At 72.2% G+C, this 12,749-nt stretch carries 11 protein-coding genes and 1 tRNA gene; 5 read left to right on the forward strand and 7 right to left on the reverse strand.

Features of this window, described 5'->3' with window-relative positions; translation table 11 throughout:
- Window positions 1-76 precede the first annotated feature (76 nt).
- Entirely contained in the window at window positions 77-1,006 is a 930-nt protein-coding gene (locus tag ADL22_RS05845) for a helix-turn-helix domain-containing protein (RefSeq protein ID WP_066974348.1), read from the reverse strand.
- 160 nt (window positions 1,007-1,166) lie between these two features.
- On the opposite strand from ADL22_RS05845, the gene ADL22_RS05850 reads away from it, so the two are divergent.
- On the forward strand, window positions 1,167-1,817 hold the full coding sequence (locus ADL22_RS05850; protein WP_066974350.1) for an NAD(P)-dependent oxidoreductase: 651 nt from the start codon (window positions 1,167-1,169) through the stop codon (window positions 1,815-1,817).
- Between the two features lie 395 nt (window positions 1,818-2,212).
- On the opposite strand, the gene ADL22_RS05855 is transcribed toward ADL22_RS05850, so the two are convergent.
- On the reverse strand, window positions 2,213-2,425 hold the full coding sequence (locus ADL22_RS05855; protein WP_066974352.1) for a hypothetical protein: 213 nt from the start codon (window positions 2,423-2,425) through the stop codon (window positions 2,213-2,215).
- A 282-nt stretch (window positions 2,426-2,707) separates the two neighbouring features.
- Between ADL22_RS05855 and ADL22_RS05860 the strand changes: the two genes are divergently transcribed.
- Together ADL22_RS05860 and ADL22_RS05865 are read left to right on the forward strand one after the other, a co-directional pair.
- On the forward strand, window positions 2,708-3,949 hold the full coding sequence (locus ADL22_RS05860; RefSeq protein WP_079063867.1) for a helix-turn-helix domain-containing protein: 1,242 nt from the start codon (window positions 2,708-2,710) through the stop codon (window positions 3,947-3,949).
- A 50-nt stretch (window positions 3,950-3,999) separates the two neighbouring features.
- Window positions 4,000-4,365 (forward strand): hypothetical protein, encoded by a 366-nt coding sequence (locus ADL22_RS05865; protein ID WP_066974368.1) that lies wholly within the window; start codon window positions 4,000-4,002, stop codon window positions 4,363-4,365.
- Window positions 4,366-4,501: 136 nt separating this feature from the next.
- Here ADL22_RS05865 and ADL22_RS05870 read toward each other — a convergent pair.
- The 3 genes from ADL22_RS05870 to ADL22_RS05880 form a co-directional block, all read right to left on the reverse strand.
- Window positions 4,502-4,577 (reverse strand) — tRNA-His (locus tag ADL22_RS05870).
- 106 nt (window positions 4,578-4,683) lie between these two features.
- Window positions 4,684-5,304, reverse strand: coding sequence for an oligoribonuclease (gene orn, locus ADL22_RS05875; RefSeq protein WP_066974354.1), 621 nt, complete (start codon window positions 5,302-5,304; stop codon window positions 4,684-4,686).
- Window positions 5,305-5,309: 5 nt separating this feature from the next.
- Window positions 5,310-6,578, reverse strand: coding sequence for a GlxA family transcriptional regulator (locus ADL22_RS05880; protein ID WP_079063868.1), 1,269 nt, complete (start codon window positions 6,576-6,578; stop codon window positions 5,310-5,312).
- Between the two features lie 1,022 nt (window positions 6,579-7,600).
- On the opposite strand from ADL22_RS05880, the gene ADL22_RS05885 reads away from it, so the two are divergent.
- Complete coding sequence (locus ADL22_RS05885; protein WP_066974358.1) at window positions 7,601-8,122, forward strand: universal stress protein; 522 nt, start codon at window positions 7,601-7,603, stop codon at window positions 8,120-8,122.
- Between the two features lie 381 nt (window positions 8,123-8,503).
- Here the strand turns inward: ADL22_RS05885 and glmS are convergent, their stop codons facing one another.
- Together glmS and ADL22_RS05895 are read right to left on the reverse strand one after the other, a co-directional pair.
- Window positions 8,504-10,330, reverse strand: coding sequence for a glutamine--fructose-6-phosphate transaminase (isomerizing) (gene glmS / locus ADL22_RS05890; RefSeq protein WP_066974360.1), 1,827 nt, complete (start codon window positions 10,328-10,330; stop codon window positions 8,504-8,506).
- 59 nt (window positions 10,331-10,389) lie between these two features.
- Window positions 10,390-10,665 (reverse strand): hypothetical protein, encoded by a 276-nt coding sequence (locus ADL22_RS05895; RefSeq protein WP_066974362.1) that lies wholly within the window; start codon window positions 10,663-10,665, stop codon window positions 10,390-10,392.
- A gap of 273 nt (window positions 10,666-10,938) precedes the next feature.
- Here ADL22_RS05895 and ADL22_RS05900 point away from each other — a divergent pair, with 273 nt between their 5' ends.
- A complete protein-coding gene (locus ADL22_RS05900; RefSeq protein ID WP_066974364.1) occupies window positions 10,939-12,531 on the forward strand; it encodes a beta-N-acetylhexosaminidase in 1,593 nt (530 codons plus the stop codon).
- The last annotated feature ends 218 nt before the right edge of the window (window positions 12,532-12,749 follow it).

Raw genomic sequence — 12,749 nt, forward strand, 5'->3', positions numbered from 1 at the left:
CCCCCCCCCCACCGCCGCGCCCCGCCAACTCCCTTACGCACAAGGGGACTTACGAGCCCCTTACGTACAAAGGGACTTACGAGACGGCATCGACCGCCCCGCCCCCTCCCCGCACCGCCTCCCGGAACGCAATCGGCGTGACCCCGGCCTGCCGCTGAAAGAACTTCGTGAAATTGGTGGCGTCCGCGAACCCCAGCCGGTCCGCGATCCGCGCCGCCGGCTGATCGCCGTGCGCCAGCAGCCGCTTGGCCTCCAGCACCACCCGCCGGTCGATGAACTCCTTGGCCCCGACCCCGGCCACCGCCTCGGTGGCCCGCGAGAGGGTGCGCGGCGCGTAGCCCAGCGCCCGCGCGTAGTCGGCGACCCGGCGGCTGCGGGTGAACCCCCGTTCCACCGCGTCCCGGAACCGCAGATACGTCTCACCCGCCTCGCACGTCCCGTCCCCCGGCCCGTCCGCCGCCCCGCCCGGATGCGCCGCCCGCAGCACCAGGACGGCCAGCAGATGCCGCAGTACGTCCAGATGCACCTCCAGCGGCAGCCCGCCCAGTGCCCCGAACTCCCGGTGCAGCTGCCCCAGCGCCTCGTCCAGCGCCCGGGCCGCCGCGGGCTCGGGACGCCGGACGGCCGGCCCGTACCAGTCCTCGATCCGCGCCGCCGCGGCCGTCGCCGGATCCAGGAAGCCCGACTCGAAGAGCACCAGCCGCCCCTCCGCCCCCGCCAGGTCCCCGAAGTGCTGCACCTGCCCCGGCCGCGACCACAGCAGATCACCCGGCGTCAGCTCGTGCTCCCGGAAGTCGACGCAGTGGACGAGCCGCCCGCGGTCCAGCAGCAGCAGATGGTGGAACCCGGGCCGGTGCGGCGCCGACAGCCGGCAGGCATCGGCGCGCTCCCGCAGCTCGGCGAGGGTCAGCACCTCGACCCCCGCGGGCCGCCCGGCCGGCGCCGAGAACGGCACCTCCCGGATCTCCCCTTCACCCTCCCGGGTCTCCTGTCGCTTTTTCACCATGACCCGTCGCCTCGCTACCCCGGATTGCCCCGCTGATACCCCTAGCGTAGGAGACGTCAGCACGGCTGATGGCGGAAAACGGCAGCCGCACCACGGCGGCCGGAACCCCGCGCTCCGCACCCGGGCGCACCCGCCCGCACGAACCACCGGGAGAACCACCATGTCCAAGATCGCGCTGTTCGGGGCCACCGGCACCATCGGCCGCCGCGTCCTCGACGAGGCCCTGCGCCGCGGCCACCAGGTCACCGCGGTCGTCCGCGACCCCGCCAAGCTCACCGCGGACGACCCGAACCTCACCGTCGTCGAGGGCGACGTCCTCGACCCGGAGTCCGTCGCCGAGGTCGCCAAGGGCCAGGACGTGGTGGTCAGCGCGGTCGGCGGCGGCGACGGTCCGGGCCATATCGCCACCATCCGCCCGGCCGCCGAATCGCTGGTCGCCGGCCTGCGGTACCTCGGCCCGGACGCGCCCCGTCTGATCACGGTCGGCGGCGCCGGCTCCCTCCGCAAGCCCGACGGCACCCAGGTCTGGGACGCCGAGGGCCTCCCCGTCCCGCTGCTCCAGATCATGCACGCGCACGGCGACGCCCTGGACTTCTACCGCACCGTCACCGACATCCGCTGGACCAACCTCAGCCCCGCCGCCACCATCGAGCCCGGCGAACGCACCGGCACCTACCGCACCGCCCTCGACGACCTCATCACCGCCCCCGACGGCACCAGCCGCATCACCGCCGAGGACTACGCCATCGCCCTCCTCGACGAACTCGAATCCCCCCAGCACATCCACGAACGCTTCACGGTCGGCTACTGACCCCACGCCCGGGCCGGCGCCCCCGATCCCCGGACCGGGGGCCGCCCCAACTCCACAACGGGTCGCCGCGCAGGCACTCGGGGCAGTTCACGATCCGGCGCCACTCGACCACCTGGTCACCTGCTCCGGCGGCGCCGCATCGGGGCCACAGCGCATCGCCGGACCAGATGAGTTCATGGACGGTGATCAGGTCTTCGCCCACTGTCCCTGTCCTCATGTCTGCCTCCCGGTAGCGCGGCAGCGCCGACAGGGAAACGGGCAGGGGCGGACCTGGGCCGCCGGTACGAACGTGACGCCGGGAAGCACATAGGCCGGACGCACGTCCACCGGCCTGCCGCCATCCCGTTCGTCCTCGCGGTCCCGGCCGGGCTCACGGCCGAGGGCGCTGACGGGACTCACCGCCGCCCCTTTCCGTGCCCGCTCGGGTGGCTGCGGATTTCCCGGCTCGCCTCGAACGCCTTCCGCCAGTCCTTGGCCTTCAGAGCGGTGTCCCGCTCCGCGCTCAGGGCCGTGCAGACCCGGCAGCCCGGTGCCGGGCGGGCTTCGTACAGCCAGCTGTCGAGCGGCAGTTCAATCGGCCGCTGGGAGTAGCGCGTCGGGTCGGTCACCGCTTGCACGCTCCCTTACGACTCGCATTGCCTTCCCCGCCGGCTCGGTACACCGCGAGCGTCATGCCGCGCATACAGCCTCCTCCTTGATGCCCGGTCGCCCTCGCGGCACCGGTTGGCCGCGCGCCGGGCTGTGGCCCCTGGAGCGGGTCCGGCGCGCACTCCCAGCCAACCGCTGGGGATCGCTGTGAACCACGGCATCGTTGCGGCACTCTTGACGCACCTCCGATGCGCGGGTGCGCAGCGCGGGTAAGACCCTGATCGAGCAGGGAGGGGGCCGAAGTGGGTCTGGCCGAACGGCGGAAAGCCATGGGCTACAGTCAGGAGCGCTTGGCCGCCGCGATCGGCGTCGACCGCACAACGGTCGGCCGCTGGGAGCGCGGAGAGACAACGCCTGAGGCATTTCACCGGCCCGGGATCGCCGAAGCACTCCGCATGGGCCTCGATGAACTCGACGCTTTGCTGACTCCGTCACCAGCGGGTTTCCAGGAGCGCACCGCGTCGCCGCCTTGCGTCCGACACGGCTCTGAGGAAATCGATGACATGATCCGACGCGAATTCATACGCCTGATGGTGATGGCGGGGGCTTTGACGGCGCTGGCACCGGAGGACGCGGACGCGGTGGCGGAGGCCGCTGACCGGCGCTCGCCGGCGGATTTCCGGCTGACGAACGGCCACCTGTGGCAGGTCTACCAACTAGCCCGTTCCAAAAGCTCGGTGACCCCGGTGGTGCAGGATCACCTTGGCACGCTGAACGACGCGCTCAGGGAATCACGCGAAGAGCGCGGCTTGTGCGAAGCCGCAGGTGATCTGTTCCAACTCGCCGGAGAAATCTCCTTCGACGGCAACCGCTACGCCGACGCCGCCTCGTCCTACGCCCTTGCCGCATCGGCCAGCAGCAGCGCGCGGGCCTTCGACCTCTGGGCGTGCGCCCTCGTCCGCCACGCCTACGTCGACCTCTACGAGAAGCGTTACGCGGAGGCCGCCGACACCCTGGACGTCGCGCGGCGCGTCGCCGAGCGAGGGGACAGCGCGCTCGCGACCCGCCACTGGGTCGCCTCGGTGCAGGCCGAGGCGTACGCCGGACTGCACGATCTCGACGCCTGTGAACGGGCCCTCGACGAGGCGCAGCGGGTGGCCGACCTGAGCACCCCGGTCCACAACGGCGGATGGCTCCGGTTCGACGGCTCGCGCCTTGCTGAGGAGCGGGGAGCGCGTTACGTACAACTCGGACGATGGGATCTCGCCGAGGAGACGCTCACGCACGCCCTCGAATCGAGGGAGCTGCGCAATGGCCAGTCGTTCCGGCGCCGCGGTGCCGTGCTCGTGGATCTCGCCGCGGTGGGCGCCAAGCGCCGCGACGCGGAGCAGGTCATGACGTACGGCGGTGAAGCGCTCCGGCTGGCCGGGCAGACAGGTTCGGGATATATCGCACGCAAGCTCCAGGGCCTGCGGGTGGAACTGGAGAAGTGCGGGCTGGACCGCCGGGTAGCCGGATTGAGCGCAGAAATCGGTGCTCTGTAGTACGCACAGGCAGTGCTCCGTAGTACGCACACGCTGAGAAAGGGATGAGAGTGACGCAGGACGAAGAAGCGAGGGTTTTCCGTGAAGCGTGGATCGCGGGGGTGCGCGCGCACTTCCCGGGGGAGCCGAAGCCGGGCTATGTCGCGCCCTGGGACGACACCCCGGAGTGGGAGCGGCGGGCCGCCGGCGCGGTGTTCGATCAGGTCCGCCAGTTCCTCGGCCTGAGCGAGGGGCATGCGGCGCGGCTGACCCGGGAGCAAAAGGGCCGTTTCGTCGCCATCTGCTGGACGGCGCAGATGTACCGGCATTTCGAGAACCCCAAGCCCGGCTACGTCGCTGACTGGGCGGATCTCCCGGACTGGCAGAAGGAGACCGACGCGGACATTTTCGAGGCGATCGAGAAAACGGTGCTGTAGGCGGTCCGCTGCGTTCCGTGAGGGCCGGGGGCCCGGCCCGCCGGCTTCTTGATCGCCGCGACCCCGCGTCCCGCGCCCCTGCCTCCGGGCCACGAAAACACTCGAGGCCCCGATCCGGAGATCGGGGCCTCGACAGTGGGGTGAGTAACGGGACTCGAACCCGCGACATCCTGGACCACAACCAGGTGCTCTACCAGCTGAGCTATACCCACCAAGGCCGGTGCTGTGTGGTTCCTTTTCCCCACCGGCTGAGAAAAAGTGTACAGGTTCCGGAGGGGTGCTCGCTCCCAGGTTTCGTGTCCCCGGGAGCGAGCTGCGTCACTGCGCCGCCGCCTCCGGCTCGGCGGGCAGCTGGTACTTGGCCGCGATGGCCTTCGCGGTGTCCGAGTCGGGCCCCGGCTGGGGCACGAACACGGCCTCCCGGTAGTAGCGCAACTCCGCGATGGATTCGCGGATGTCGGCCAGCGCCCGGTGGTTGCCGTTCTTGTCCGGACTGTTGAAGTACGCCCGCGGGAACCAGCGCCGGGCGAGTTCCTTCACGGACGAGACATCGACGATCCGGTAGTGCAGATAGCTCTCCAGCGTCGGCATGTCGCGCAGCAGGAAGCCGCGGTCGGTGCCGACGGAGTTTCCGCACAGCGGCGCCTTGCCCGGCTCCGGCACATGCTGCCGGATGTACTCCAGCACCTGTGCCTCGGCCGCCTCCAGCGTCGTACCGGTGTCCAGCTCGGCCAGCAGCCCGGAGGCGGTGTGCATCTGCCGCACCACCTCCGGCATGGTGGTCAGCGCCTCGGCCGGGGGACGGATCACCACATCCACACCGTCACCCAGCACGTTCAGTTCCGAGTCGGTGACCAGGGCGGCCACCTCGATAAGCGCGTCACTCGCCAGCGAGAGTCCGGTCATCTCGCAGTCGATCCACACCATGCGATCGTTCATACGTCTCACCCTACGGGGCGCTCCCGCTGGCCGGGCAGTACGGGGCGGCCGGCCCCGCGGCCGACCGGCGTCTCCGCCAGCCGTGCGGCGTACCCCTCCGGCTGCGGCTTGCCCGCGTCGGCCGACGCGTCGGCCAGCGCGTGCCCGCCGAGCGCGGCCGCCGAGAAGCGGTCGCCGACCGGCGCCGGCCGCTCGCGCTCCGGCCGTTCCGGGCGCTCGGGCCGCAGCGCGGGCTCCGGTCCGCCGCCCTGGGGACGGCGGGCGCGGTAGGCCGCCCGGTAGGCCGCGGGCGAGGCGCCCAGCTGCCGCCGGAAGTGCCCGCGCAGCGCGACCGGTGAGCGGAACCCGCAGCGCCCGGCGACCTCGTCCACGGAGTAGTCCGAGGTCTCCAGCAGCCGCTGGGCCTGGAGGACCCGCTGGGTGATCAGCCACTGGAGCGGAGCGCTGCCCGTCAGGGAGCGGAACCGCCGGTCGAAGGTGCGCCGGCTCATGTACGCGCGCGCGGCGAGCGTCTCCACGTCGAACTGCTCGTGGAGGTGCTCCAGCGCCCAGGCGACGACCTCGGCGAGCGGGTCGGCGCCGATCTCCTCCGGTAATGACCTGTCCAGGTAGCGCTGGTGCCCGAGATCGGACGCGGTCCGCCGGGGCGGGACGACCAGCCGGCGGGCGAGCGCGTTGGCCGCGTCGGCGCCGTGGTCGGTGCGCACGATGTGCAGGCACAGGTCGATCCCGGCGGCGGTGCCCGCGGAGGTGAGCACATCGCCGTCGTCGACGAAGAGCTCGCGCGGGTCCACGTGGACGGACGGGTAGCGCTTGGCGAGCGTCGGCGCGTACATCCAGTGGGTGGTGGCCGGGCGGCCGTCGAGCAGTCCGGCCGCGGCGAGGACGAACGCCCCCGTGCACAGCCCGACGATGCGGGCCCCTTCCTCGTGCGCGCGGCGCAGCGCGTCGAGCGCCGCGGGCGGCGGGGCCTGGGTGATGGATCGCCAGGCCGGTACGACGACCGTCCCGGCACGGGAGATCGCCTCCAGCCCGTAGGGGGCCGACAGTTCGAGCCCCCCGGTCGTGCGCAAAGGCGCGTCTTCGCCAGCGCACACAAGAAGCCGGTACCGCGGAACGCCGGCGTCCTGTCGGTCGATGCCGAAGACCGAGAGCGGAATGGAGCTCTCGAAAATAGGGCCGCCGCTGAAGAGGAGCACCGCGACTATTTCGCGGCGCCGCCGGGCGGCGAGCTTGCGTGCGGCATCTGGTACGGCAGCGGAGTCCTGGCTCATGGCACTTAAGCCCCCCTCGGTCGTCTCGCCCTCGCGGTCCTGCACAGTTCCCCCGCCATAGCTACCAAGATCGAATCTACTGTGTCCCGTGAGGATGGAGTGCCAAGTTCACCACCCGCTGGTATGTCGATATGGCAACTTGGCGCGAAGCATTCGATCACGAAGCGTTCCACTCGTCGGCCCTGCATGGGAAGTACGCGTCTCGGCTCTGCCCGTTCGCAGTAGGACACAACCATGCCGAGCGGTCCTTTCCTCCCAGCTCACGCCGGGGTTGAGGGGGGTCGGGGGCAAGGATCGGGACACGGCCGGAAGTTGGCCGAAAACGGTCGTGCGCAGACTTGCGAGCGCCTCCATCGACCGGCGTACGCCTTTCGTCGCACCGTCCGCCCCCTTGCGCTCCCGTCCGGGTTTGCCCGAGTTTGTTCCGGCGGGAAACGGTGCCTGCGGCAACCGTTGGGGAGGGGTGCGCGGCCGGGGTGGTACCCCGCGCGGGCAGCGTCCCGGGCGCGCCGCCGCGGCGGGTGCCGGCGGTCCGGCCGCCGCCGTCCGGAAGGGCCCGCGGTGATCGCGGCGGCGGGCGCGCGGGGCCGGGCGCGGCGGCCGGCCGCCCGCCGCGGCGCTCACCGGGTCGGGTGATCCACGGGCGGCGCCGGGACCCCGCCGGCCCCCGCGCGCGGCCGGGCGCGGCGGGCTCCGGGGCGGCTCCCGCGCGCGGCCGGGGTACGTACAGGGGCATGACGGGGCATTGCCATCCGCGCCACGCTCCGGCATGCTCCGGGGGACGCTTGCGGCCCCGGACCGCCCCCCGCGGGGCGCCCGGCGGCCGTCGCGTGCCCTGGGCAGTGGAGGAGTAGCGCCGTACTCTTGGGGTATCGACTTGGGAAGATGATTCCCAGTCGTATCGTTCCCCTTTGAACTATGGCCGCGGCTCCTCGACCGGCACCACCGGTCAACTGCCGGATCAAGTCAATCGCCGTTCCCCGTTCGCCCCTCCGCAAGAGGACGTTCTCGCCGAGACACCCATGGCCGGTCACGAAATCCCCGAACCCGCGGACCGCAAGCAGGTCGCCGATCCGATGGCGGACCTCCAAGCGGCGGAACAGAAGCGCCACTCCTGCGATCCGGCCTTCCGGCACGGTGTCGTGGTCGGCTTCGACGGCTCCATGTCGAGCGAACGCGCGTTGGCGTATGCAATCGGTCTGGCGCGGCGCCACGGCTCCGGCCTGATCATCGTCCACGTGGCCAACAGGCTGCCCACGACGGTCTGGGCGGGCTGCGAGCCGCCGGTCTTCGTGGACGTCCCCGACCACCGCACCGAGGTCCTCGGGCTGGAGCTGGCGTGCGCCGACCACCTCGCCGAGGTCCCCTGGATCCTCGTCGAGCGCGGCGGCGACATCTGCCACGAGCTGGAGGAGGTCGGCCGGGAGTATGAGGCCGACGCCATCGTCGTCGGCTCCACGCACGGCATCGTCGGCCGGATCTTCGGCTCGGTGGCCGGCCGGCTGGCCCGGCGCGCGCAGCGGCCGGTGATGGTCATTCCGTAAGGGCAGGGCCGCTGCTTGAGCCCTGCTCCCTGAGCGGGGCCGGGGCCCGGGTCCTGGCACCGGTCCCGGTTCCGGTGAAGTCCGCGATAACCGCGGCCTGTTGGCGTGCCCGCCGGCCCTGCCGTGATCCGCTCTCCTCGCCGTGTCCACAGGTGAGGGGGCGTCATGGGGATTGTGCGGAGCGGGAGTTCGGTCGTCCCCGGAAGGTTGCTTGCGCCCTTGTGACGGGTAGAAAACGGTCACAACGGCGTGCCGCCGGGCGGGAAGTGACGGGTCCCGCGACGACGGCATCCCGCCGGCGTAATGGGCGACGCCGGCACAAGGGGAGGCTCCGGCTCCGTGCGTACGGTGGCGCGCACGGAGCCGGAGTGCCGGGGGGGCTTACTCCACGGTCACGGACTTGGCCAGGTTGCGCGGCTTGTCGATGTCGCGGCCCAGGGCCAGGGCGGTGTGGTAGGCGAGGAGCTGGAGCGGGATGCCCATGAGGATCGGGTCCAGCTCGGGCTCGTTCTTCGGGACCACGATGGTGTGGTCGGCCTTCTCCTGCTCCTGGTGCGCGACGGCCAGGATCCGGCCGCTGCGGGCCTTGATCTCCTCCAGCGCGGCGCGGTTCTTCTCCAGCAGGTCGTCGTCCGGCACGATCGCCACGGTCGGCATGGCCGGCTCGATGAGCGCCAGCGGGCCGTGCTTGAGCTCGGAGGCCGGGTACGCCTCGGCGTGGATGTAGGAGACCTCCTTGAGCTTCAGGGACGCCTCGCGGGCCACCGGGTAGCCCCGGACCCGGCCGATGAACATCATCGACCGCGCGTCGGCGTACTGCGCCGACAGCTCCTTGATCTGCTCCTCGCCCTTGAGGATCTCGTCGATCTGCTCGGGCAGCTTCCGCAGGCCCTCGATGATCCGCTTGCCGTCCGCCACGGACAGGTCCCGGATCCGGCCCAGGTGCAGGGCGAGCAGCGCGAACGACACCACCATGTTGGTGAAGCACTTGGTGGAGACCACGCAGACCTCCGGGCCGGCGTGCACGTAGATGCCGCCGTCGGTCTCCCGGGCGATCGCCGAGCCGACCACGTTGACCAGGCCCAGGACCCGGGCGCCCTTGCGCTTGAGCTCCTGGACGGCGGCCAGCACGTCGTAGGTCTCACCGGACTGCGAGACCGCGACGTAGAGGGTGTCGGGGTCCACGACCGGGTTGCGGTAGCGGAACTCCGAGGCCGGCTCGGCGTCCGAGGGGATGCGCGCCAGCTCCTCGATCATCTGGGCGCCGATCTGGCCCGCGTGGTACGAGGTGCCGCAGCCCAGGATCTTCACCCGGCGCACCGCGCGCGCCTCGCGGGCGTCGAGGTTGAGGCCGCCGAGGTGGACGGTGGAGAAGCGGTCGTCGATCCGGCCGCGCAGCGCCCGGTCCACCGCCTCCGCCTGCTCGGAGATCTCCTTGTGCATGTACGTGTCGTGGCCGCCGAGGTCGTACGACTCGGCCGCGTACTCGACGGTCTCCGGCGTCGCCGTGGTGCGGGAGCCCTCGGTGGTGTACGTGCGGTAGTCGTCGGCCTTCAGGGTGGCCATCTCGCCGTCGTCGAGGGTGACGACCTGGCGGGTGTGCGAGACCAGCGCGGCGACGTCGGAGGAGACGAACATCTCGTGCTCGCCGATGCCCAGGACGACCGGGGAGCCGTTGCGGGCGACCACGATGCGGTCGGCGAAGTCGGCGTGCAGGACGGCGATGCCGTAGGTGCCCTCGACGTGGCGGAGCGCCTCGCGGACCTTCTCCTCCAGGGTGGGGGCGGTGGAGCGGCCGATGAGGTGCGCCAGGACCTCGGTGTCGGTCTCGGAGGCGAACTCCACGCCGTCCGCGGTCAGGCGGGCGCGCAGGTCGGCGGCGTTGTCGATGATGCCGTTGTGGACGACGGCGACCTTGCCCTCGGTGTCGAGGTGCGGGTGGGCGTTCTCGTCGGTGGGGGCGCCGTGGGTGGCCCAGCGGGTGTGCGCGATACCGGTGGTGCCCGCGAACTTCTTCGGCAGCCGGGACTCCAGCTCCCGCACCCGGCCCTTGGCCTTGGCGGTCTTCAGGCCGGCGGCCTTGCCGGTGCCGCTCGCGTGGATGGCGATACCGGCCGAGTCGTAGCCGCGGTACTCCAGGCGCTGGAGGCCCTCGAGGAGCAGCGGCGCGACATCGCGTTTACCGATATATCCGACGATCCCGCACATACAGTGACCCTTCTCGTTGGTGTTCACGGGCGCCCGGCCGTCCGGCCGGTCCGCGGCGGTCAGCCGTAGACCAGACGGCGCAGCTGGCGCAGGGAGAGCGACGGAGGGGACACGGCGCGGTGCGGCAGCTCGTGGGAGATCCGTTCGAAGATCGCCTCGTTCCGCAGCCCCTGGGACTGCAGTTCGCGGTGGCGCCGGCGGACGAACCCCTCCGTGGTCTCGTCGAAGTACGCCAGTACGTCCAGCACCACCCGGGCCGCCTCGCCGCGCTGGAGCGGCGTGCTGCGGACCAGATGGTCGATGAGGTCCTCATGGGACGGACGGCGTTCGAGCACCCGTCGATATTGGAGGGCCGCGCGGAGAAGTGCAAGAAATCTGCCCGATATCGGGCACGGTGCGCCGTACGTGCCCGGAAATGTGGTCTACACCTTGACCGGCACCCGGGCGCGCGGTACGCATGGTCACCGTCCGGTCGCTCCACGCCATACCGCACGCCGCCCCGCCGCACGTCCCCCGGAACGTCCCGCCGACCGCCCCGCGGAAGCGCCGCCGCACCCGCCGCACCTGCCGCGCCCGAAGCCCGCCGAAGCCTGCCGAAGGGACCGTCCATGAGACGAAGCCGACTCCTGATCTCGCTGCTGCTGGCCGCGGCGGCCGGGACGGTGACCACCGCCGCCGTACCGCAGCAGCGCGCCGCGGCGGCCGCGCCCGTCCCGCTGGACCGGGTGATCCCGGCGCCCGCCTCGGTCCGCCCGGCCGGCACCGCGTACACGCTCGGCGCGGGCACCCGGATCAGGGTGCCCGGGAACTCCGCCGAGGCCCGCCGGATCGGCGGCTACCTCGCCGGGCTGCTCCGGCCCGCCACCGGCTACCCGCTGCCGGTCACCACCCGGGGCGGCGCGGACGGCATCGTCTTCCGGCTCGGCGGCCGGGACGCCCGCGGGCTGGGCGCGGAGGGCTACCGGCTGACCTCCGGCGGCCGCGCGGTGACGATCAGCGCCGCCCGCCCGGCCGGCCTCTTCCACGGCGTGCAGACGCTGCGCCAGCTGCTGCCGGCCGCGGTCGAGAAGGGCACCCGGCAGCCCGGCCCCTGGCGGATCGCCGGCGGCACCATCTCCGACACCCCGCGCTACGCCTACCGCGGCGCGATGCTGGACGTCTCCCGGCACTTCTTCACCGTCGGCCAGGTCAAGCGGTACATCGACCAGCTCGCCCAGTACAAAATCAACACCCTGCATCTGCACCTGTCCGACGACCAGGGCTGGCGGATCGCCATCGACTCCTGGCCCCGGCTGGCCACCTACGGCGGCTCCACGCAGGTCGGCGGCGGCCCCGGCGGCCACTACACCAAGGCCGACTACCGCGAGATCGTCCGCTACGCCGCGAGCCGCTATCTGACCGTCGTCCCCGAGATCGACATGCCCGGCCACACCAACGCCGCGCTCGCCTCGTACGCCGAGCTGAACTGCGACGGGCAGGCGCCGCCGCTCTACACCGGCACCAAGGTCGGCTTCAGCTCGCTGTGCGTGCCGAAGAAGACCACCTACGACTTCGCCGAGGACGTCATCCGGGAGATCGCCGCGCTCACCCCCGGCCGCTACCTCCACATCGGCGGCGACGAGGCGCACTCCACCAGCCACGCGGACTACGCCGCCTTCATGGACAAGGTGCAGCCGCTGGTCGCCAAGTACGGCAAGACCGTCATCGGCTGGCACCAGCTGACCGGCGCGCGCCCCGCCAAGGGGGCCGTCGCCCAGTACTGGGGCTACGACCGGACGGGCGCGCCGGAGCGGCAGCAGGTCGCCGACGCCGCGAAGAACGGCACGCGCCTGATCCTCTCGCCCGCCGACCGCGCCTACCTCGACATGAAGTACGACAAGGACACCCCGCTCGGGCTGAACTGGGCGGGCTATGTGGACGTCCGGCGCGCCTACGACTGGGACCCGGGCGGCTATCTGGCGGGCGTACCGGCCGGGGCGGTGCTCGGCGTCGAGGCGCCGCTGTGGACGGAGACCCTGTCGACCTCGGCGAACCTGGAGTACATGGCCTTCCCCCGGCTGCCCGGCATCGCCGAACTGGGCTGGTCCCCGGCCCGCACCCACGACTGGACGAGCTATCGCGCGCGCCTGGCCGCCCAGGGGGCGCGGTGGGACGCCCAGGGGATTCATTACTACCGGGCGCCGGAGGTGGGGTGGCCGTAGGCGGGCCGTCTGGGAATACCGCCCGCCCGGGCGGCGTTGGGGCCCCGCAGGGGGCGCCGCGGACCCCTACGGGATCCGTTCGGACGCCCCCCAATGGGCGCGCCCCCGGGGCCGCGCGCCGGGGGCCGCGCGCCGGGGGCCGCGCGCCGGGGGCCGCGCGCCGGGGGCCGCGCGCCGGGGGCCGCGCGCCGGGGGCCGCGCGCCGGGGGCCGCGCGCC

The organism is Streptomyces sp. NRRL F-4489 (assembly GCF_001509485.1).
In the GTDB taxonomy this organism is placed as follows: domain Bacteria; phylum Actinomycetota; class Actinomycetes; order Streptomycetales; family Streptomycetaceae; genus Streptomyces.

What these genes read in the sequence shown, in the direction of transcription:
- ADL22_RS05845 (WP_066974348.1), bottom strand. Translation starts at nt 1,006, where the DNA reads ATGGTGAAAAAGCGACAGGAGACCCGGGAGGGTGAAGGGGAGATCCGG.
- ADL22_RS05850 (WP_066974350.1), top strand. Translation starts at nt 1,167, where the DNA reads ATGTCCAAGATCGCGCTGTTCGGGGCCACCGGCACCATCGGCCGCCGC.
- orn (WP_066974354.1), bottom strand. Translation starts at nt 5,304, where the DNA reads ATGAACGATCGCATGGTGTGGATCGACTGCGAGATGACCGGACTCTCG.
- ADL22_RS05880 (WP_079063868.1), bottom strand. Translation starts at nt 6,578, where the DNA reads ATGAGCCAGGACTCCGCTGCCGTACCAGATGCCGCACGCAAGCTCGCC.
- ADL22_RS05885 (WP_066974358.1), top strand. Translation starts at nt 7,601, where the DNA reads ATGGCCGGTCACGAAATCCCCGAACCCGCGGACCGCAAGCAGGTCGCC.
- glmS (WP_066974360.1), bottom strand. Translation starts at nt 10,330, where the DNA reads ATGTGCGGGATCGTCGGATATATCGGTAAACGCGATGTCGCGCCGCTG.
- ADL22_RS05900 (WP_066974364.1), top strand. Translation starts at nt 10,939, where the DNA reads ATGAGACGAAGCCGACTCCTGATCTCGCTGCTGCTGGCCGCGGCGGCC.